At 72.3% G+C, this 18,387-nt stretch carries 23 protein-coding genes; 14 read left to right on the forward strand and 9 right to left on the reverse strand.

Annotation, left to right across the window (positions count from 1 at the left end; genetic code table 11):
• Positions 1 to 54: 54 nt before the first annotated feature.
• The 3 genes from purM (at position 55) to amcA (ending at position 2,646) form a co-directional block, all read left to right on the forward strand.
• The gene (gene purM, locus V6U89_RS17575; protein WP_154940666.1) at positions 55 to 1,209 is read left to right on the forward strand and encodes a phosphoribosylformylglycinamidine cyclo-ligase; all 1,155 of its coding nucleotides are present in this window, start codon (positions 55 to 57) and stop codon (positions 1,207 to 1,209) included.
• A gap of 128 nt (positions 1,210 to 1,337) precedes the next feature.
• Positions 1,338 to 2,441, forward strand: coding sequence for a cyclophane-forming radical SAM peptide maturase AmcB (amcB, locus tag V6U89_RS17580; RefSeq protein ID WP_334572389.1), 1,104 nt, complete (start codon positions 1,338 to 1,340; stop codon positions 2,439 to 2,441).
• Positions 2,410 to 2,646: a multiple cyclophane-containing RiPP AmcA gene (amcA, locus tag V6U89_RS17585; RefSeq protein WP_154940662.1), complete on the forward strand. Its 237-nt coding sequence runs from the start codon at positions 2,410 to 2,412 to the stop codon at positions 2,644 to 2,646. The genes amcB and amcA overlap by 32 nt, the downstream gene beginning before the upstream one ends.
• Positions 2,647 to 2,789: 143 nt before the next feature.
• On the opposite strand, the gene V6U89_RS17590 is transcribed toward amcA, so the two are convergent.
• Complete coding sequence (locus V6U89_RS17590) at positions 2,790 to 3,005, reverse strand: DUF3073 domain-containing protein (RefSeq protein WP_334572302.1); 216 nt, start codon at positions 3,003 to 3,005, stop codon at positions 2,790 to 2,792.
• Positions 3,006 to 3,295: 290 nt separating this feature from the next.
• Entirely contained in the window at positions 3,296 to 4,378 is a 1,083-nt protein-coding gene (locus V6U89_RS17595) for a Glu/Leu/Phe/Val family dehydrogenase (RefSeq protein ID WP_334572303.1), read from the reverse strand.
• Positions 4,379 to 4,548: 170 nt separating this feature from the next.
• Here V6U89_RS17595 and V6U89_RS17600 point away from each other — a divergent pair, with 170 nt between their 5' ends.
• Together V6U89_RS17600 and V6U89_RS17605 are read left to right on the forward strand one after the other, a co-directional pair.
• Positions 4,549 to 5,388 (forward strand): hypothetical protein, encoded by an 840-nt coding sequence (locus V6U89_RS17600; protein WP_334572304.1) that lies wholly within the window; start codon positions 4,549 to 4,551, stop codon positions 5,386 to 5,388.
• Positions 5,389 to 5,640: 252 nt separating this feature from the next.
• Positions 5,641 to 5,850 (forward strand): BldC family transcriptional regulator, encoded by a 210-nt coding sequence (locus V6U89_RS17605; protein ID WP_007073996.1) that lies wholly within the window; start codon positions 5,641 to 5,643, stop codon positions 5,848 to 5,850.
• Positions 5,851 to 5,945: 95 nt separating this feature from the next.
• Here the strand turns inward: V6U89_RS17605 and V6U89_RS17610 are convergent, their stop codons facing one another.
• On the reverse strand, positions 5,946 to 6,326 hold the full coding sequence (locus tag V6U89_RS17610; protein ID WP_334572305.1) for a PPOX class F420-dependent oxidoreductase: 381 nt from the start codon (positions 6,324 to 6,326) through the stop codon (positions 5,946 to 5,948).
• 54 nt (positions 6,327 to 6,380) lie between these two features.
• On the opposite strand from V6U89_RS17610, the gene V6U89_RS17615 reads away from it, so the two are divergent.
• Complete coding sequence (locus V6U89_RS17615) at positions 6,381 to 7,160, forward strand: class I SAM-dependent methyltransferase (RefSeq protein ID WP_334572306.1); 780 nt, start codon at positions 6,381 to 6,383, stop codon at positions 7,158 to 7,160.
• A gap of 41 nt (positions 7,161 to 7,201) precedes the next feature.
• Here V6U89_RS17615 and V6U89_RS17620 read toward each other — a convergent pair whose 3' ends face one another.
• On the reverse strand, positions 7,202 to 7,507 hold the full coding sequence (locus tag V6U89_RS17620; RefSeq protein WP_154940649.1) for a hypothetical protein: 306 nt from the start codon (positions 7,505 to 7,507) through the stop codon (positions 7,202 to 7,204).
• A 160-nt stretch (positions 7,508 to 7,667) separates the two neighbouring features.
• On the opposite strand from V6U89_RS17620, the gene V6U89_RS17625 reads away from it, so the two are divergent.
• Together V6U89_RS17625 and V6U89_RS17630 are read left to right on the forward strand one after the other, a co-directional pair.
• A complete protein-coding gene (locus V6U89_RS17625; RefSeq protein WP_334572307.1) occupies positions 7,668 to 8,546 on the forward strand; it encodes a 3-hydroxyacyl-CoA dehydrogenase family protein in 879 nt (292 codons plus the stop codon).
• Positions 8,543 to 9,286 (forward strand): enoyl-CoA hydratase/isomerase family protein, encoded by a 744-nt coding sequence (locus V6U89_RS17630; protein ID WP_334572308.1) that lies wholly within the window; start codon positions 8,543 to 8,545, stop codon positions 9,284 to 9,286. The genes V6U89_RS17625 and V6U89_RS17630 overlap by 4 nt, the downstream gene beginning before the upstream one ends.
• Positions 9,287 to 9,347: 61 nt before the next feature.
• Here the strand turns inward: V6U89_RS17630 and V6U89_RS17635 are convergent, their stop codons facing one another.
• Positions 9,348 to 10,703 (reverse strand): ABC transporter substrate-binding protein, encoded by a 1,356-nt coding sequence (locus V6U89_RS17635; protein WP_334572309.1) that lies wholly within the window; start codon positions 10,701 to 10,703, stop codon positions 9,348 to 9,350.
• Positions 10,704 to 10,869: 166 nt separating this feature from the next.
• Here V6U89_RS17635 and V6U89_RS17640 point away from each other — a divergent pair, with 166 nt between their 5' ends.
• Entirely contained in the window at positions 10,870 to 11,259 is a 390-nt protein-coding gene (locus tag V6U89_RS17640) for a hypothetical protein (protein WP_334572310.1), read from the forward strand.
• Between the two features lie 38 nt (positions 11,260 to 11,297).
• Here V6U89_RS17640 and V6U89_RS17645 read toward each other — a convergent pair whose 3' ends face one another.
• Positions 11,298 to 11,711, reverse strand: coding sequence for a hypothetical protein (locus V6U89_RS17645; RefSeq protein WP_088959459.1), 414 nt, complete (start codon positions 11,709 to 11,711; stop codon positions 11,298 to 11,300).
• Positions 11,712 to 11,829: 118 nt separating this feature from the next.
• Between V6U89_RS17645 and V6U89_RS17650 the strand changes: the two genes are divergently transcribed.
• Positions 11,830 to 12,534 (forward strand): DUF2786 domain-containing protein, encoded by a 705-nt coding sequence (locus V6U89_RS17650; RefSeq protein ID WP_334572311.1) that lies wholly within the window; start codon positions 11,830 to 11,832, stop codon positions 12,532 to 12,534.
• An 11-nt stretch (positions 12,535 to 12,545) separates the two neighbouring features.
• On the opposite strand, the gene V6U89_RS17655 is transcribed toward V6U89_RS17650, so the two are convergent.
• Entirely contained in the window at positions 12,546 to 13,061 is a 516-nt protein-coding gene (locus tag V6U89_RS17655) for an SRPBCC family protein (protein WP_334572312.1), read from the reverse strand.
• Positions 13,062 to 13,233: 172 nt separating this feature from the next.
• Here V6U89_RS17655 and V6U89_RS17660 point away from each other — a divergent pair, with 172 nt between their 5' ends.
• On the forward strand, positions 13,234 to 14,217 hold the full coding sequence (locus V6U89_RS17660) for a hypothetical protein (protein WP_334572313.1): 984 nt from the start codon (positions 13,234 to 13,236) through the stop codon (positions 14,215 to 14,217).
• 306 nt (positions 14,218 to 14,523) lie between these two features.
• Here the strand turns inward: V6U89_RS17660 and V6U89_RS17665 are convergent, their stop codons facing one another.
• A complete protein-coding gene (locus V6U89_RS17665) occupies positions 14,524 to 15,219 on the reverse strand; it encodes a cation diffusion facilitator family transporter (RefSeq protein WP_334572314.1) in 696 nt (231 codons plus the stop codon).
• Positions 15,216 to 15,575, reverse strand: coding sequence for an ArsR/SmtB family transcription factor (locus V6U89_RS17670; RefSeq protein WP_280840550.1), 360 nt, complete (start codon positions 15,573 to 15,575; stop codon positions 15,216 to 15,218). Before V6U89_RS17670 ends, V6U89_RS17665 begins: the two co-directional genes overlap by 4 nt.
• Positions 15,576 to 15,604: 29 nt before the next feature.
• On the opposite strand from V6U89_RS17670, the gene V6U89_RS17675 reads away from it, so the two are divergent.
• From V6U89_RS17675 to V6U89_RS17685, 3 genes are all read left to right on the forward strand, one after another.
• Positions 15,605 to 16,441 carry an FAD-dependent monooxygenase gene (locus V6U89_RS17675; protein ID WP_334572390.1) on the forward strand — a complete coding sequence of 279 codons (837 nt, stop codon included), beginning with the start codon at positions 15,605 to 15,607 and terminating at the stop codon, positions 16,439 to 16,441.
• Between the two features lie 162 nt (positions 16,442 to 16,603).
• Entirely contained in the window at positions 16,604 to 17,164 is a 561-nt protein-coding gene (locus V6U89_RS17680) for an RNA polymerase sigma factor (RefSeq protein ID WP_334572315.1), read from the forward strand.
• Positions 17,165 to 17,181: 17 nt separating this feature from the next.
• Positions 17,182 to 18,330: a CU044_5270 family protein gene (locus V6U89_RS17685; protein WP_334572316.1), complete on the forward strand. Its 1,149-nt coding sequence runs from the start codon at positions 17,182 to 17,184 to the stop codon at positions 18,328 to 18,330.
• The last annotated feature ends 57 nt before the right edge of the window (positions 18,331 to 18,387 follow it).

Consider the following 18,387-nt stretch of genomic DNA (forward strand, 5'->3'; position numbering starts at 1 on the left):
ACCACCGGCGCCGCCCGGCACCCCGAGCGGCACCGAGAACCAAAGGGGAGAACCGTGACGCACGTGTCCGAGCGCAGCGGCGCAGGAAGCAGCCCGACGGGCGCCGGCGGCGACCGCCAGCCCTGGACGGCCGGCTCCGGCCGCACGGCGCGCAAACGCTCGGTCTCGTACGCGGACGCCGGTGTGTCGATCGAGGCGGGCGACCGCGCGGTCGAGCTGCTGAAGTCCAAGGTCAAGCAGACCCGGCGGCCGGAGGTCATGGGTGACCTCGGCGGCTTCGCCGGGCTGTTCCGCCTGGACACCAAGAAGTACAAGAACCCGATCCTGGCCTCGTCCACCGACGGCGTGGGCACCAAGCTGGTGATCGCGCAGCAGATGGACATCCACGACACGGTCGGCATCGACCTGGTCGCGATGGTCGTCGACGACCTGGTGGCCTGCGGCGCCGAGCCGCTCTTCCTGCTCGACTACATCGCCACCGGCGAGGTCGTGCCGGACAAGGTCGCCGAGATCGGCGCCGGCATCGCCGACGGCTGCCGGTACGCCGGCTGCGCGCTGCTCGGTGGCGAGACCGCCGAGCACCCGGGTGTGCTGCGCCCCGACGAGTACGACATCTCCGCGACCGGCGTCGGCGTGGTGGAGGAGAGCGACATCCTCAGCCCGGAGCGGGTCGAGGTCGGCGACGTGGTGATCGCCATGCGCTCCTCGGGCCTGCACTCCAACGGCTACTCGCTGGTCCGGCACGTGCTGCTCGGCGCGGGCCGGATGCGGCTGGACGTGGTGATCGAGGACTTCGGCCGGCAGCGCACCCTCGGCGAGGAGCTGCTCACCCCGACCAAGATCTACGCGCAGGACTGCCTCAAGCTGATCGCCGAGGCCGAGGTGCGGGCGCTGGCCCACGTCACCGGTGGCGGCATCCCGGGCAACCTGGTGCGGGTCCTGCCGGAGCACGTCGACGCGGTGGTCAACCGCTCCACCTGGAAGCCGCAGCCGGTCTTCGACCTGATCCAGTCCAAGGGCCGGATCGAGGACCCGGAGATGGAGGCGACCTTCAACATGGGCGTCGGCATGTTCGCTATCGTCTCGGCCGAGGACGCCGACCGGGCGCTGGCCACCCTGACCGGCCGCGGCGTCGACGCCTGGCAGGCCGGCGAGATCATCGAGGGTTCCGGCAACGTGCAGATGATCGGGCAGCACACCCGCGGGTGATCACGCTGCGTTGATCATCCGGGCACCTGATCAGGGCTTCACCCGAGTGGCCATCGCCGCCTAGCCTGAAGGGCCTCAGGCACGGGGGAGGAGGGCCGATGGCTGCTCGGGCACAGCCCGTGACGGGGATGCGGGGCATCGCCGGCGTTCCCTCGTACGTGGTGATGCAGCCGACGACCCTGTGCAACCTGGACTGCGTCTACTGCTACCTGCCGTTCCGCGCCGTCGACCGGCGGATGCCGGTGGCGGTCGCGGAGGCGGTCGCCGCCGCCGTCGAGCCGTGGGCGGCCACCGGGCGGTTCTCGGTGGTGTGGCACGGCGGTGAGCCCCTCGCGGCCGGCCGGGAGCACCTGGCCGCCCTGATGGCCCCGTTCGGGCCGCAGGTGGAGCACCACGTCCAGACCAACGCCACGCTGATCGACGACGCCTGGTGCGCGTTCTTCGTCGAGCACGGGGTGCGGGTGAGCGTGAGCGTCGACGGCGCCCGGGAGCGCAACGGCGACCGGGTGACCCGGGCCGGGCAGCCGGCGTACGACCGGATCGTGCGCGGGGTGGCGGCGCTGCGCCGGCACGGCCTGCCGTTCTCGGCGCTCGCCGTGGTGAGCCGGCCCGCCCCCGGTTACGCCACCGAGCTGTACGACTACTTCCTCGACCTCGGCTGCGACGTGCTCGGCGTCAACATCGAGGAGACCGAGGGGGTCAACACCCGGGGCAACGCGCACGACGCGGCGACGGTGACCGCGTTCTGGGCGGAGCTCGTCGCGGCCTGGCGCCGGGCGCCCCGCATCCATCTGCGGGAGGTGGAGTGGTCGCTGCGCTACGCCGCGGCGGTGCTGGACGGCGCGGCGGACGACCTGCTGCCCCGGCAGCTCGACCCGATCCCCACGATCGGCCACGACGGGTCGGTGACCGTGCTCTCCCCCGAGCTGGCCGGCTTCACCCACCCCCGCTACGGCGACTTCAGCAGCGGCAACGTGCTGGCGACCCCGCTGGCCGAGATCCTGGCCGGCGCGGCGGGCACGCCGTGGGTCGGCGAGTTCCTGACCGGGGTCGAGGCCTGCCGGTCGTCCTGCCCGTACTTCGGCTTCTGCGGTGGCGGCCACGCGGCCAACCGTTACTTCGAGCTGGGGCGTTTTGACGGTACGGAGACCGAGCACTGCCGCAACAGCAAGATCCGCCTATTGGAGGGAGTGTTGGAGCATGCCAGAGACCACGAGTCACCGGCAGCCTGAGCACGTCGGGAGAGGTGCCGTCGATCCGGTCGTGGACCGGGTCCGGCAGGCCGCCCCGGGGCTTACCGCCCTGCTCCACGAGGCCGAGGCCGCGCGTCGGTCGCGGGCGGAGGTGTCGGGTTCCGACGGCGCCAGCGCGGTCTGCGCGTGGAACCACTTCGAGAACATCCCGACGTTCTACAACTGGAACAACCGCCCGCGCTGAACAGGCCGCGATCAGGGACCTGCCGGCCGGCCGGAGAGCGTTCCGGCGGGGCGAGGTCCCTGATCGTCGGTCGTGGCGCCGCTTCTGTCGGGCACATGCGTGAGCACGCGGGGAGTTACCGCGTGCTCAGATGCGACCGGAGGTCAGCGGGTCGGAGGAACCCAGAGATCCGGGTCGTCGTCCGCGTGATCCTCATCATCGTCGTCGACATACTCTTTGTAGTCGTCGTCGAAGTTCTGCTCAGACTTACCAGCACCCGCCAGTTCGCGCTGCAAGGCGGTGAGGTCGGTGTTCGGGGAGTGGTACTTCAACTCCCGGGCCACCTTCGTCTGCTTGGCCTTAGCACGGCCGCGCCCCATGGCTCGACCCCCTCGCACAGAATGCGGGGCAGCCCGAAGGCGGGCCCCGATGACGTCAGGCATCTCTCGTGGCTCTTACGGTACATGGGGATGCCACCGTTCGGCACCTCGGGTTACCGTCAGCCGGCCCTGCGCGTCGCAGCGATCCGGCCGTCACCGAGTGTACCCGGTAAGGAGCGGATGCCGGGGCCGGCCGTGACACCGGACAGATCGTGACGAACTCCCCGAATGGAGCTTACTCGGGGGTGCCCCGGGGCGCGGGCCGGTGCCCCCACCCCGGGTACCCGTCGTCAGCGCAGGAGGATGCTGCGCAGCCGGCCCACGTCGGCCATCCGGCGCTCGGCCAGCCGGTCGGCGGCCACCGCCGGCGGCACGCCCTCGTCGTCGGCGAGCTGCAGGATCTCCCGGGTGGTGTCGTAGATCTTCGTGGCGCGCAGCTTGGCCCGCTCGAAGTTGAAGCCCTCGATCTCGTCGGCGACCTGGATCACGCCGCCGGCGTTCACCACGTAGTCGGGGGTGTAGAGGATGCCCCGGTCGGCGAGCAGCTTCTCGATGCCCGGGTGGGCGAGCTGGTTGTTGGCCGCCCCGGTGACGACCTTGGCGCGCAGCGCCGGCACGGTGTCGTCGTTGAGGGCGCCGCCCAGCGCGCACGGGGCGTACACGTCGATGTCGGCGGCGACGAGCGCGGAGGCGTCGTCGACCAGCTCGACCTGCGGGTGGGTGGTGCGCACCCACTCCAGGGCCTTCGGGTTGACGTCGGTCGCCACGACCTCGGCACCGTCGTCGAGCAGGTGCTTGGTGAGGTACTTGCCGACCTTGCCCAGGCCGGCCACGCCGACCCGCTTGCCGGCCAGCGTCGGCGCGCCCCAGACGTGCTCGGCGGCGGCGCGCATGCCCTGGAACACGCCCCAGGCGGTGAGGATCGAGGAGTCGCCGGCACCGCCGTGCTCCACGCTGCGGCCGGTGACGTAGCGGGTCTCCCGGGCGATCACGTCCATGTCGGCGACGTAGGTGCCGACGTCGCAGGCGGTGTAGTAGCGGCCGGCCAGCGACTCGACGAACCGGCCGTACGCGCGCAGCAGCGCCTCGCTCTTGGTCTGCTCCGGGTCGCCCCAGATGACCGCCTTGCCGCCGCCCAGGTCCAGCCCGGCGAGGGCGTTCTTGTACGCCATGCCGCGGGACAGGTCGAGCACGTCCGCCAGCGCCGCCTCCTCGCTGGCGTACGGGTAGAACCGGGTGCCGCCGAGCGCGGGGCCCAGCGCGGTCGAGTAGATGCCGATGATCGCCTTGAGGCCGGTCTGCTTGTCCTGGCAGAAGACGACCTGTTCGTGACCGGTCGATCCCGGATCGTCGGTGCTCGCGAATACGCCCATGGCTTGCTCCTGTTTCGGTGTGCGCCCTTGTGGGACGCGGACCTGCTGGACGCCGGCGGGATGCTGCCGGTGCTGCTGAGCCTAATATCGGTCCACGCCGCACCGCCGTCCACGTCATGCCTGCCGGGCGCTGACGGCGGTGGGGCCCCGTCTCGTGGGAGGATCGCGCCGTGCCGTCGCTCTTCGCTGCTTACCTGCGCGTCTACGAGCCGCTGACCGCCTTCGACCGGGACCGTCAGTCGTACTGGCGGCGCTACGTGCGGGAGGGGCGGGCGGTCGCCCCGCTGGAGGGCCCCGGACGCCAGCGCACCTCGGTGATCGAGGCGCTCGGCGCCGGCTGGACCCGGCTGCCCGACCTGCCGGACGAGGCGTACGTCCTGGAGGCCGACGACACGCTGCTGGTCTGCCCGTGGAACCTGCGGATCCGGGTGGCCGAGGCGGCGCTCAGCGCGCGGGACGGGGTGCCGTCGGTGCTCGCCGACGCGTTCGTCCCGCCCGTGCTGGCGGGTCAGGCCAAGGCGGTGGTCGACGACTGGCGCAGCGGGGCGCGGGTGCTCGAACACGGGGTCCCGCGGCTGCACGAGCAGATCGCCACCTGGGGCGTGCCGCTGCGGTGGTTCGTGCTCTTCGAGCCGGCGGAGCGGGACCTGGTCACCCAGCCGGGGCGGCGGGCGCTGCGCTACCGCACCGAGATCTCCAAGGCCCGCCGCCGCTCGTCCCGGGCCCTGTCCGTGCTGCGCAAGTCGGTCGGGGACGCCCCGATCACCGAGGCGGTCGAGGAGGCCGCCCGCTGGCTGGAGGAGTTCCATCCGCGCTCGGTGGTGGAGCTGGACTACGGCGGCCTGGTGCAGCTGCTCTCCGACGAGACGCTGACCGCGGACGACTCGACCGAGCTGGTCGCCGCCGGCCTGGCCGGGCTCGCCCGGGGCGAGGCGGAGGAGGCCTCCGCGGCGTACGACCGGCTGGTGGCCCGCTGGCGTGCGGTGCAGCTGCTCGAGCGGTGCAACTGACCACGAATCCACCCAGCCATGCTGTCAGATACGAGGCAATTTCGTAGTTGACGCATCACGAACCGTGATCATGAGTCCGAATAAGGTACTTTCTGCCGTGTAAAAGTCAGATAAATCGGGCATGGTTCATCCGTCCGTCTAGGGACCTTCGGCCGTTCGGCCCATGTCGGACATCGGGGACTAGCCGGACCATGGGAGACGCGTCGGCCGGCGGGACCCCGGCCGATGTCTATACATGTGGAGGAGTGACCGATGGCATCGCGAACGCACGAACCAGAGCCGCTACTCACGCCGGCCGAGGTGGCGTCGATGTTCCGTGTCGACCCGAAGACGGTGACCCGGTGGGCCAAGGCGGGAAAGCTCAGCGCGATCCGGACCCTGGGCGGCCACCGTCGGTACCGCGAGTCGGAGGTTCGGGCCCTGCTTCAGGGGCAGATCCCGCAGCAGCGTCAGGGAGACTGACCTACCGACACCGAGAAGCGTTTAGGTCTCAGGGGCGGGCGGACGTCGCGACAGTGACGATCCACCGCCCCTGAACCATGTCCGGGCTCCGACGCTCACTCCTGGACGGTGATCCGGATTCCGATCGTGCCCCGCTCGCCCCGCCGCAGCCGGCTGCCCAGCAGGCTGAGCCGGCCCAGCAGCCGGTACTTCCGCTTGATCAGGTCACGGACCCGCTTGGTCTCCTCCGGGGAGCTGAGCACGGCGTGCCCGGGGACCGCCGTGCCGCGCGGGCGGCCCCGCACGTCGCAGGGGGCCAGCGTCACCGTGCCGTCGCGCCGGATCCGCTTCACCTTGCCCGAGTCCGCCGCCGTCCAGACCGCCAGCGTGTCGCCGTCGCGCACCGCCCAGACCGGGGTCGGCACCGGCCGACCGTCCTTGCGGAACGTCGTCAGCAGGACGTACTTCTCCGCCGCCAGGCGGTCCAGGTCGGTCACGCCGCCCAGGATACGACCGCGACAGGGTCCGGCCGCACGGATAGCGTGAACCCCGTGACCGGGGAACCGAGGATCGGCGACGTGTTCGGCGAGATGCTGCGCGACACGTACGCCGTGCACACCGGGATCGGTCCCCGGCCGCTGGTCGGCGGGCGGCTGCCTCGACCGGTCATCGAGATCATCGAACGGGACGACGGGCTGATCAACGGCGCGCCCGCCGCGCACTACCTCGACGGGCCGCAGGACTGGCAGCCGTACGACCACCGGGCCGTGGACCGGGTCCGGGGCGCGACGCTCGACATCGGCGTCGGGGGCGGGCGGATCGCGCTGCTTCTCCAGGAGCGCGGCGTACCGGTGACCGGACTGGACACCTCGGTCGGCGCGCTACGGGTGTGCCGGCACCGGGGGGTGCGCGAGCTCGTCCTCGGCACGGTCGACGAGCACTCCGCCGACGGCCGGCGGTACGACACGTTCCTGCTGCTCGGCAACAACCTGGGACTGATCGAGGGGCGGCACCGGGCGGCGGCGTTCCTGGCCGCGCTCGCCGCGATGGCCGCCCCCGGCGCGCAGGTCATCGCGCACGGCACCGACCCGTACGGCACGAAGGACCCGGTGCACACCGGCTACCACGAACTCAACCGGCGGCGCGGCCGGCTCGGCGGCCAGTTGCGGCTGCGACTGCGCTACCGCGAGCTGGGCACGGAATGGTTCGACTACCTCGTCTGCTCGGCCGAGGAACTGGCCGACCTGGTCCGGGACACCGCCTGGCGGCTGACCGACGTGGACGACCGGGACGCCCCGTACTATCTGGCCACCCTGCGGCTGGCGGGCTGAACCGCGCCGCCGGGACCCCGGACCGGGGCCCCGGCGCGCACCTAGACCTGCACGGTCGGGGGCAGCTGCTCCGGCGGGAGCCCGCCGTCGCCGTCGACCACCTCGTCCGGGGTGCCGTCCTCGTCGATGTCGACCATCGTGATGTCGACCTTGCCGTCACCGTCGGTGTCGAACTGGAACAGGTCGGCCTTGCCGTCACCGTCGGTGTCCACCACCCACACGTCGGTCTTCCCGTCGTTGTTGGTGTCGGCGCGGAGCAGGTCGACGCGCTCGTCGCCGCGCGTCTCCACGGTCTCCCCACCCTCGCTGGTGCCGGTGCCGTCCACGGTCTCCGGTGCCTGGCTCATGCGCTACGTCCTTCCCTTGACGTTGAGGGCCGTCTGTACCCGGTCCGGCGGTCCCCCACGCATGCCGCCCGGGGCACTGCTGCATAGGGTCGCACCCAGGAGTGGGCGGCAGGGCGCGACGGAGACCCCGGCGCGTCGCCGCGCGCAGCGAGGGAGCGTCATGAGTGGTCGTTTTGTCGTCGTCGGTGCCGGCACGATGGGGCTCGGGATCGCCTACGTCGCCGCCGGTGCGGGACACGCCGTCGAACTGGTCGAGGTGGACCGGGGCCGGTCGGAGGCGGCGGCCGCGCGCCTCGGTGAGCTGTGGGACCGGGCGGTGCAACGCGGGAAGGTGGGCGCCGACGAGGCCGCCGGGCACCGGGCCCGGGTGACCCTGCGCGCGGCGCTGGGTGAGGTCGCGCCGGAGCCGGACGTTGTCGTGGAGGCGGTGCCCGAGCGGCTCGACCTGAAGCGCGCCGTGCTGCGCGAGGCCGAGGGGCTGCGCCCGGTGCTGCTCGGCAGCAACACCTCCAGCATCCCGATCGCCGAGCTGGCCGACCCGCTGGCCCGGCCGGAGCGCTTCCTCGGGCTGCACTTCTTCAACCCGGTCTGGGCGATGGCCCTGCTGGAGGTCGTGGTGGGCCCGGCGACCGCCCGGGAGACCACCGAGGCGGCCGTCGCGCTCGCCGGCCGGCTGGGCAAGGACCCCGTCGTCGTACGCGACATGCCCGGCTTCGCCACCTCCCGGCTCGGGGTCACCCTCGGCCTGGAGGCGATTCGGATGGTCGCCGACGAGGTGGCCAGCGCGGGCGACATCGACAAGGCGATGGTGCTCGGCTACCGGCACCCGGTCGGCCCGCTGGAACTCACCGACCTGGTCGGACTGGACGTCCGGCTCGACATCGCGCGCACCCTCCAGGCCGCCTACGGCGATCGCTTCGCGCCGCCGCCGCTGCTGGTGGAGATGGTCGCCGCCGGGAAGCTCGGCAAGAAGTCCGGCCAGGGTTTCTACCGCTGGGTGGACGGCCGGAAGGCCGACGGGGAAGGGGCGGGCCGGTGAGCGGGCTGCGGATCGAGGAACTGCCGGACCGGCTGGTGGTGACGCTGGACCGGCCCGAGAAGCGCAACGCGATCGACGCCGACCTGATCGGCGAACTGCACGAGGTCTGCGCCGACCTGGAGGCCCGCCCCCGGCTGCTGCTGCTCACCGGCGGCGCGGAGGGCATCTTCGCCGGCGGGGCGGACATCGGCCAGCTGCGCGAGCGCGGCCGACTGGATGCTCTCGCCGCGATCAACCAGGCGGCCTTCGCCCGGATCCGGGCCCTGCCGATGCCGAGCGTGGCCGCGGTGGACGGGCCGGCGCTGGGCGGTGGCGCCGAGCTGGCGTACGCGTGCGATCTGCGGGTCTGCACGTCCCGGGCGGTCTTCGGCCAGCCCGAGGTGCGGCTGGGCATCCTGGCCGGCGCCGGCGCGACCTACCGGCTGCCCGCGCTGGTCGGCGAGGCCCGGGCCAAGGAGCTGCTCTTCACCGGCCGGCGGGTGGACGCCGCGGAGGCGCTGCGGATCGGCCTGGTCAACCGGGTGGTGGCCGAACCGGCCGAGCTGCTGCCGAGCGCGCACGAGCTGATCGACGAGATGGCGAAGGGCTCGGCGCTGGCGCTGCGGCTGACCAAGCTGGCGGTGGACGCGCCGCCGGCCGCGCACCCCTACCTCGACCTGGTCAGCCAGGCGGTGCTCTTCGAGGACGAGGAGAAGCGGCGGCGGATGACCGAGTTCCTGGACCGGCGCCGCTCCCGCTGACCCACCCCCGTACGCGCGACGGCCGCACCGGATGTCCCGGTGCGGCCGTCGTCGTCGGTGCTCAGTGCCGGATCGGCACGTCCGCGTCGTCCAACGCCCGGATCAGCCCGGCGGACTCGGCGAAGCCGATGACCAGCACCGCCTCCGGGGCGTAGCTCTTGATCTCCTTCGCGGTGCCGACGAAGTCGACGCCGCCGGCGCCCTCGCCGTCCGCCGGAGGCTCGTAGGTCAGCAGCTTCACCCGGTCGCTGCCGAACCCGGCCCGCTCCAGCTCGGCGCGGACGGTCTCCTGGAGACCCTCACCGTAGGAGTCCTTGCGGGCCACCACGACGATCTTGTGCGGACCGTCGCGCAGTATCACGTCGGCCAGCGCCCGGCCCTGGAGGCTGTCCGGCGGGGCGGTGCGGAAGTAGAGGCCCCGGTCTTCAGCCTTGGTCAGCCCCGAGTCGGTGTTCGACGGGGAGAACAGGATCCGCCCCGCGGCGACCACGTCCGGCAGCACCGAGCTGGAGATGCCGGACCCGCCGGCGCCGATGATGACCTGCACCTTGTTGCGGATGTGCGAGGCGACCGTGGCCTTGGCGACCGTCGGGCTGGTGCCGTCGTCGCCGTCGATCCAGACCATCGGCTCGCCCAGCACGCCGCCGGCCGCGTTGATCTCCCTGACCGCCAGCGCCGCGCCCGCCGCGAGCGGCGGGTTGGCCAGGGCCAGGTCACCGGTCTTCGGCAGCAGGCCGCCGAGGATCAGCGGGGAGCCGTCGCTGCGGTCGTTCTTGCCGCCGCGCTGCTTCTTGGGCTTCGGCGGGGCCTTGGTGCTCGCCGACGTCTCGAAGCCCGCGCCGACGAACTCGGTCTTCGCGTCGTTGATCTTCTGGGCGTCGAAGTGCAGCGTCGCGTAGCTGGCGGTGGCCGGCTCGCCCTCGTCCGTGAAGCCGGCCCGGGTCAGCGACGGGCCGCGGTATTCCACGTCCTGCCCGTCGCGGGCCAGGGCCAGGCAGGTCTCGGCGTCCGAGCAGCGCTGACCGTTGTTGGTCACGCCGACTATCTGCTTGGCGATGTCCGCCGGATCCGTACTGCCGGCGAGCTGCGCCGCCAACGCGCTGATCATGACCGCGTCGTACGCCTCGGCGGCGTAGAGGAAGTCGGCAAGCTTGGGGTCGACCGCCAGTAGCCGGTCCTTGAAGTCGTCCGTCAGCGGCGTCAGCGGGGTCGTGCCCTTCATGCCGTCGACCAGGTCGGCGCGCTCCTTCAGCTCGCCGGCGAAGGAGTTCAGCATGTTGCCGTCGGTGCCGTACAGACGCACCTGTTGGGTGGCTGTGTCTTCGGGCTTGTCGGTCGTCCCGCAGGCGCTGGTGACGAGCAGGAACGCCGCACCCGCCGCCAGGATGGCAGCGCGCGGGCCGCGTGTTACGAGCATGGTCGTCCTTACCTTTGGGGAGTTCCGCTGGGCACCATAGCGCGCCGGGGCGGCGGGTGGGAGCGTGGATGCCACCGGTAGGCGTCGGCCATCCGTCACGGATACGCTCCGTGATCAACGGGCTGTTCCGGGTCACCGCTTGACCCGCCGTCCTACTGTGCGGCAGGTGACCGAAGTACCTGACCAGACGCTCGACGACGCGACCGCCGTGCTCCGTTCGGCGCTGGCCGGGGATGGTGACGCGGTGGTGGGAACGTTCGACGCCGTGGTCGACCGGTCCGGGCTCGCCGGGGCGTACGGGGTGGCCTGGTGTCTGGCCGCCACCATGGTCGGCGACCCGCCGCCGCCCGGCTCCTGCGCGCTGGACTTTCCCGGCATCGACGAGGCCGGTTACGACACCCGCTGGGTGGCCCGCTTCGTCAGCGCGTACGCCAACCACGACGCGGACACCGGCGAGGCGCTGTTCGGGGCGGCGGCCGCAGACGGCCTGCTGCCGGACTGTCTGCTCACCCTCGCCGGCTCGACCGTGGCCACCCTGCGCAGTCGGGCCGGTTGACGGCGCGGCGCCCGGTTCGGGCGCCGCGCCGGCCTCCCTCAGTACGCGTGGTACGCCACCAGCGGCTCGTACTCGTAGCGCAGCGTCTCGAAGCGGACCTGGAACCGGACCCCGTCCCGCACGTTCGTCGCCACGGTGATGAAGCCCGACTTCGACGGCAGGTACGTCCGGTAGTTGCACCTGTCCGTCTTGTCCACGAAGATCACGCACGCCTCGACGCCGAACTCGCTGGCGTTGCGGACGTTGATGTCCTTGCACCGGGTGCTGGTCCGGTACGGGCCGGCGTCACCGCCCCAGCCGCCGGTCTGGAAGTACGAGCGGACCGCGCCGCCGTAGCAGGTGGCGTACGACTCGAACAGGTTGGTCTCGGGGGCGGCCTGGGCGGGGGAGCCGAGGGCGAGCAGCGACAGCGCCGCCGTTGTTGCCGCCAGGCGGGCGACCGGGGATGCCATGCGGTTGCCTCCAGGGATGGGGGTGCACCCTGTGTTGCGGACAGGGTGCCGAGCGTGGTGATGGTACCGGCGCTTCGTCCGCAGTGGACCATCCTGTCGATGTGATAGCTCTGGTGACATGTCCGAGGCGATGCTGAGCAAGGTGCGCAAGTTGCTGGCCAAGGCCGAGGACCCGGCCTGCACGCCCGCCGAGTCGGCGGCCTTCACCGCCAAGGCCACCGAGCTGATCGCCCGCTACGGCGTGGACCGGGCGCTGCTGGCCGCCCGTGACCCGGCCACCGACCCGGTCGGCGACCGGGTGGTCGACGTCGTCGCCCCGTACGCGCGGGACAAGGCCGGGCTACTCGCCGCCGTCGCCGACCCGCTGCGCTGCCGCTGCGTACGCCGGGCCCGGGGCGACGGCTTCGCCCTGCACCTGTTCGGCTTCGCCAGCGACCTGGAACGGGTCGACCTGCTCTTCACGTCGCTGCTGGTGCAGGCCGCGCATGGGCTGTCCGGCACGGCCGTGCCGGCCGGCGAGCATCCGGCCGCCTTCCGCCGCTCCTGGCTGGCCGGTTTCGCCCGGGTGGTCGGGGAGCGGCTGCGGGCCGCCGAGGCGGGCGCGGTGGCCGAACGGGACGGCCCGTCGGTGGCGCTGGTCCTGGCGGACCGCTCGGACCGGGTGGCGCGCCGGGTGACCGAGGTCTACCCGAGGCTGCGTACCGCTCGGGTCCGCCGGCTGGCCGGCACCGGCTTCGGTTCCGGGGCCGAGGCGGGCCGCCGGGCCGACCTCGGCGGTCGCGGAGTGGTCGACGGCACGGGCGGCCGGGGGATCGCGCGCTGAGCCGCGCCGGCTCAGTTCGACGCGGCGTCGTATCGGGTGAGGGTGTCCAGGTAGCGGCTGAGCAACTCGTGCCAGCCGGCGGTGAGCGCCTCCCGGTAGCCCTCGGCGGCCGTGCCGTGCCGGTCGAAGTGCCGGTGCTCCACCTCGATCCGGGTCTGCCCCGGCCCGTCGGGCAGGAACAGCACCTCCACCTCGCTGGCCCGCGCCGGATCCGGCACCGGCACCCGGTCGGGGCCGATCTGCCAGGTGAAGACGAGCCGCTTCGGCGGATCCCAGGTGAGCACGCGACCCCAGTCGCTGCGGAAGCCGTACGGGCCGATCTCGTAGAGCATGCCGCCGGCCTTCGGCTCGATCCCCAGCTCGGCCAGCGCCTCCGGCCCCGACCAGGTGTATTCGCGGACCCACCAGTCGGCCAGCGCCCCGGTGAACACCGCGAACGCCTGCTCTGCCGTGGCTGGGGCGAGGAGGGTGCTGCGGAGTGCGTACCGCTCGACGTCCTGCCGGACGTCCGCCATCTCCTGTCCCATAGGCCCGGACCATACCGGCTGATGCCTCGCTGTGCAGCTTCGCGTACTGCCCCCTTCCGGACAGTCGATCGAGACTCACTGTGTCGGATTCGCCACGGATGGCCATCGGGAAACCGGGTAACCGCGCCTGACGTGGCGCGACGGCCGGGCCTCGGGTGAGGGAGCGGGAAGCATGAGCGAGAGCGGGACGGCGGCACGTGGACCGGACCGGACCGGCGGGGGTCCGAAGGTCGAGCCGGACGTCCTGCTGGACGTCCCCGGGCTGTCCGTCGACTCGCTCCGGCTGGCGGTGGACGGGCTCGACGCGGATCTGTCACTGCGCGCCCGGCTGGCCAACCTGCTCCAGCTCGACGCCGGCGTGCGGGTGCACCTGGAACAGGTGGAGCTGGACATCGAGGGGGTCCGCGCGGAGGCGGTGCTGAAGGTCCGGCTGGAGAAGGTGCTGGAGATCCTGGACCGGGCGTTGAGCACCATCGACCGCAACCCTGAGATCATCGCCGCGCTGGCCAACAGCGCCAACCTCACGCTGAACGACGTCAACCGGGTGGCCGACCGGGTCGCCAGCGCGGCCACGCCGGTCGTCGACCAGGCCGGCCAGCAGGTGGGCCAGCTCGGCCAGGTGGCCGGCCAGCAGGCCGGCCAGGCCGGGCAGGTGGCGCAGCAGCAGGCGCGGCAGGGCGCTGAGGCCGAACCTCGGACGGGCCAGGCTGGCCAGCAGGGCGGCGCGGCCGCCGGCGTAGGCCCCGGTGGCGCGCCGGCGGGCCCCGAGGGCCCGTCAGGTGGGCGGACGGCCGGCGAGCCGGCGCCGACCGCACCGGAGCGGCCCGCAGGGCCTCGCCCGGAGTCGCCGGCCGGTCCGTTGCCGGCGGGGTCGCCGCAGGAGCCGCCGCTGGGCCCGGCGCCGTCCGGCCGGGCGGGCGCCGAGGGGGGCAGGCCCGCCGACCGGGGTACGACCGCGGGCGACCGCGAGTCGCGCGGCGAGGCCGAGGGTGGCGGATCGACCCAGGGCGGGCGGCAGCAGGGTGGAACCGCGCAGGCGTCCCAGCTCGCCGGGCAGGCGGGCGAGACGCTGCGGCAGGCCGGTCGGAGCGTCTGGGAGGCGATCCAGGGCGGCATGGCGCAGCGACGCCAGGGGCAGCAGCGCCGGGACCGCTGACGCGAAACCCGGCGCCTCAGCTCCGCGGCTTCCGACGACGAGTGGGAAACCGTCGCGGGTCCTAGGGAACGCCGGCGGTGGCCCGGACGACGGGGGGACCGGCGTCGGGCCGCTGGCCGACGGTGCGGCTCGCCGGGCGCCGTCACGGCGGCGACCGACACCGCTGCCGCCAGAGCAACCGGCGGCATCCACCATCGATGGAGGCCCAGCCGCGCCGGTCGTTCGTAGGTCAGGCCGCCGCCCATGCGCACAGGCTAGATCGACGATCCGGCTGATCGATCGGTCCCGTGTTCAACGGCGGTCCGGTCACGCCTTCCGGTCGGTGCAGCAGTCATCGGCGCAGCCCGGGGATTCGCCGGTGGCGTCGACGGCAGGCAGGGGTGCGCAGTCGTCGCAGTGTTCACCCCGCCAGGCTTCGACGCCTTCCTTGACCGCGACGCCAGCGATGACGAGCGCGGCGATCGGGTCGGCCCACGACCAGCCCCAGGTGGCGTTGAGAACCAGGCCGACGAGCAGTACCGCGGAAAGGTAGGTGCAGAGCATGGTCTGTGTCGAGTCGGCCATCACCGTTGCCGATCCGAGTTCCCGCCCGGTGCGTCGCTTGGCCGCCACGAGGAGGGGCATCACGAGCAGCGACGCCACGGCGAGGCCGATCCCCACCGGGCTGGCGTCGGCGTCGCCGCCGGCCAGCAGCGAGCGGACGGCGTCGAAGGTCACCCAGCCCGCGAGGCCGAAGAACGACGCGCCGATGAGCCGCAGCGCCAGGCGTTCCCGAGCCTCGGGCACCCGGGAGCGGAACTGCCAGATCAGCACGGCCGCGCTGGACACCTCGACGAACGAGTCCAAGCCGAAGCCGATCAGCGCCGTCGACGAGGCGGCCGCGCCGGCGGCGATGGCGACCAGACCCTCCAGCAGGTTGTAGCCGGCGGTGGCGTAGGCGAGCCAAAGGCTGCGCCGGGACAGCACCGCCCGACGCTCGGGGCTCAGCAGCGAGGCGCTCACGCCGTCACCTCCGCCGAGGGCTCGGTCGACGTCCCGTAGGTCGGGCACAGGGCGACCGCCTCGCCGGTCGCGGCGAGAACCTGTTCGGCCGAGCGCAGCAGGTCCAGGAGTTCCGGCCGCGTCAGGGCGTAGAACGACTGGCGGCCCTCGGCCCGATAGTCGATCAGCCCGCAGTCACGAAGACACGCCAGGTGCTTCGACACCGTCGACTGCGCCAACCTCAGCTCGCCGGTCAGGTCCACCACCCGGGCCTCCCCGGTCGCGATCCGGCGCAGGATGGCCAGCCGGGTCGGGTCGCCGAGAGAGCGGAACAACGCCACCGCCGGGGCCAGCCCGGGAGCGCAATCAATCGCCATTCCGTGATGATAGTCAACTCCAGCGATCGATCTGCGATCCGCGCCAACAGGGACGGGTGGCCTCAAGGGCGACCTTGGTCGTCGTGCCCGCCGAGGGGATGGCCGAGGACCGCACGGTCCCGCCGACCATCGAGGAGTTCCGGCAACAGCTGCGGGTGTTCGCCGGTGCCGACTTCGGCGTGCACTCACCGCGCTGGCTCTCCCGCTTCGGCGACGCCACCCGACAGGCCGAGCGCTACCGGGTCGACCGGGTGCTGCTGGCCGGCGATGCGGCGCACATTCACCCGCCGGTCGGCGGGCAGGGGCTCAACCTCGGCATCCAGGATGCGTTCAACCTCTCCTGGAAACTGGCCGCCGAGATCAACGGCTGGGCGCCGGAAGGGCTGCTGGACAGCTACCACACCGAACGGCACCCGGTGGCCGCCGACGTGCTGGAGAACCCCCGGGCACAGATGCAGCTGCTGTCCCCCGAGCCGGGCCCCCAGGCAGTGCGCCGGCTTGTGTCGGAACTGATGGACTTCGAGAACGTGCACCGGTACCTGATCGAGAAGATCACTGCGATCGGAGTCCGCTACGACTTCGGCGACCGGCACGCACTGCTCGGCAGGCGGATGCGCGACATCGGCTTGAAGCGGGGCCGCCTCTACGAGCTGCTGCACGATGGTCGCGGGCTGCTCCTCGACCGAACCGGCCGACTCTCGGTCACCGGGTGGGCCGACCGGATCGACCACGTCGTCGACGGCACCGAGGAATTGGATGTGCCCGCCGTGCTGCTGCGGCCGGACGGTCACGTGGCCTGGGTCGGCGAAGAACAGGCGGATCTCCTCAGCCAGCTGCCGAGGTGGTTCGGCGCTGCCGTCAGCTGAGCGCGCAGCGTCCCGCACGGCGACGACGATGGCCACGGCACGGCCGCACGAAGCAAGATCCTCACCGGCGTGACCGGGTCGAAACGGTGACCGATGTAAGAAGCGGCGGGCCCCAGACATTTCCTGGTGACCGAGAAACTCTGACAGGAAGGGCCGAAGCCAGTGTCAGAACCCGAATCGGACGATCATTTCAAGGCTGTGTACCAGGCGCACTACCGGCAGGTGTATGCGTGTGCCGTCACGCGCGCCGGTTGCCAGCTGGCCGATGAGGTCGTGGCCGAAACGTTCCTGGTGGCGTGGCGGCGGTTGACGGAGCTGCCGAGGGCGACGCCGCTACCGTGGCTGCTTGCCGTCGCCCGCAACGTCGTGGGTGAGCGATACCGCGCAGAGGAACGGCAGCAGGCCATCGCTGCCGAGATGCGCGCGTGGATCAGCGACGAGGAGCTGTCCGTCGCCGACGTGGCAGACGGCGTCGCCGAGCGGGCCGCGGTGCTCACTGCTCTGGCTCAGCTGTCGGACGGCGACCGCGAATTGTTGACGCTGGTTGCCTGGCACGGGCTGACGCCGGGTCACGCAGCTCGGGTCCTCGGCTGCTCTACAGCGACGTACTACGTGCGCCTGCATCGCGCCCGGCGTCACTTGAAAGACGCCATGGCTGTCGCCACCGACCTGGAATTGCCTCGACCCGCCGCCACGCTCGTCCCGAAGGAGTCGGTCCGATGAGCCGATCACGAGATGTCATGAACCTGCTTGCCAAGGCCCGGCCGGCACGACTGGACCCACCGCCGAACCGGGGCGAGCACACCGCACAGGCAGTTGCCGGCATCCTGGCCAACGTTCGGGCGGCCGGAGGGCAGGCCGCGCTCGACCGGCCCCGCAGGCCTGGGCGGGTACGGCTGGCTGTGCTCGGGACGATGGGGGTGGCCGCGGCCGCCGTCACCGCGGTCGTGGTGGCCGTGCCCGGACCAGGCGCCGCTCCACGCAACGCACCCGACGCCGCACCCGACGTCGCGTCGCCCGGCACGCAGGCGCCGATGGACTCCAGGCGGTTGTTGCTCGTGGCAGCCGAACGCAGCGACAAGGCCCCGCAGACCGGCGGACGCTATCTGAACATCCAAACGGAGAGCGGCCACGCGGTGCCGGTCGAGGCCGCCGACGGCACGTACACCATGTTCCACAAGACCGGTGGCGAGTATTGGCTGGCCCGCTCCAGCGCCGACAGCAGTTGGGCAAGTTCGCAGCCGCTCGGCGCCGCGCCCGCCACACCGGGCGACGAGGCCGCCTGGCGCCGCAACGGTTCCCCGACCGTTGTCAGGATCACCAAGCCGAAGCCGTACGACCTGCAGATCGCCCCGGGCAAGGTCTACCGCGACAGGGTGGACCCCGCACACCTCTTCGCCCTCGGTGACCGCAACGTGTCGCAGGCGCAACTCGATGCGCTGCCGACCGACCCGCCCGCTCTCCGCGCCGCACTGCTCAACCGCTTCGACGGGGGAGGTGGCGACATGCCCACCGACCGTGACCAGTGGCTGTTCACCGTCGGCGCCCACTTGGTGATCGACCTGCCGGTCAGCAACGAGGTCCGCGCCGCCGCATACCGGATGCTCGCCACGGTGCCCGGAGTGCGCGGGCTGGGAGTTGTTCACGACATGCGTGGTCGGCCCGGGCAGGCGGTTGCGTTCGCGCAGGACAGCCCCGGGAACGGCCGCGTCGAGGTGCGTCTGATCATCAACCCGGACACCGGGCAGGCCCTGGCCAAGGAGATGCGCGTGATGGAGCCGCGTGGCTCGTGGTCGTGGCTCGCGCCGGGCGCGCTGTACACGTATGACCTGGTACTCGTATCGAAGAACACCAACGACGACCCGCCGGCGGTGGACGCCAGGAACTGACCTCCTGAACACCCGGCCGGCGGCGGCACAGCAGCGCCGCCGGCCGTCACCCCCGCC

Source organism: Micromonospora sp. CPCC 206171, from assembly GCF_036906755.1.
GTDB classification, from domain to species: Bacteria; Actinomycetota; Actinomycetes; order Mycobacteriales; family Micromonosporaceae; genus Micromonospora; species Micromonospora purpureochromogenes.

Excerpts from the sequence above, each read along its gene's own strand:
- V6U89_RS17620 (WP_154940649.1), bottom strand. The coding sequence starts at position 7,507 with ATGAGCCAGGCACCGGAGACCGTGGACGGCACCGGCACCAGCGAGGGT.
- V6U89_RS17645 (WP_088959459.1), bottom strand. The coding sequence starts at position 11,711 with ATGGCATCCCCGGTCGCCCGCCTGGCGGCAACAACGGCGGCGCTGTCG.
- V6U89_RS17635 (WP_334572309.1), bottom strand. The coding sequence starts at position 10,703 with ATGCTCGTAACACGCGGCCCGCGCGCTGCCATCCTGGCGGCGGGTGCG.
- V6U89_RS17685 (WP_334572316.1), top strand. The coding sequence starts at position 17,182 with ATGAACCTGCTTGCCAAGGCCCGGCCGGCACGACTGGACCCACCGCCG.
- V6U89_RS17650 (WP_334572311.1), top strand. The coding sequence starts at position 11,830 with ATGTCCGAGGCGATGCTGAGCAAGGTGCGCAAGTTGCTGGCCAAGGCC.
- V6U89_RS17595 (WP_334572303.1), bottom strand. The coding sequence starts at position 4,378 with ATGGGCGTATTCGCGAGCACCGACGATCCGGGATCGACCGGTCACGAA.
- V6U89_RS17590 (WP_334572302.1), bottom strand. The coding sequence starts at position 3,005 with ATGGGGCGCGGCCGTGCTAAGGCCAAGCAGACGAAGGTGGCCCGGGAG.
- V6U89_RS17605 (WP_007073996.1), top strand. The coding sequence starts at position 5,641 with ATGGCATCGCGAACGCACGAACCAGAGCCGCTACTCACGCCGGCCGAG.
- amcA (WP_154940662.1), top strand. The coding sequence starts at position 2,410 with ATGCCAGAGACCACGAGTCACCGGCAGCCTGAGCACGTCGGGAGAGGT.
- V6U89_RS17660 (WP_334572313.1), top strand. The coding sequence starts at position 13,234 with ATGAGCGAGAGCGGGACGGCGGCACGTGGACCGGACCGGACCGGCGGG.
- V6U89_RS17625 (WP_334572307.1), top strand. The coding sequence starts at position 7,668 with ATGAGTGGTCGTTTTGTCGTCGTCGGTGCCGGCACGATGGGGCTCGGG.
- V6U89_RS17655 (WP_334572312.1), bottom strand. The coding sequence starts at position 13,061 with ATGGGACAGGAGATGGCGGACGTCCGGCAGGACGTCGAGCGGTACGCA.
- amcB (WP_334572389.1), top strand. The coding sequence starts at position 1,338 with ATGCGGGGCATCGCCGGCGTTCCCTCGTACGTGGTGATGCAGCCGACG.
- V6U89_RS17670 (WP_280840550.1), bottom strand. The coding sequence starts at position 15,575 with ATGGCGATTGATTGCGCTCCCGGGCTGGCCCCGGCGGTGGCGTTGTTC.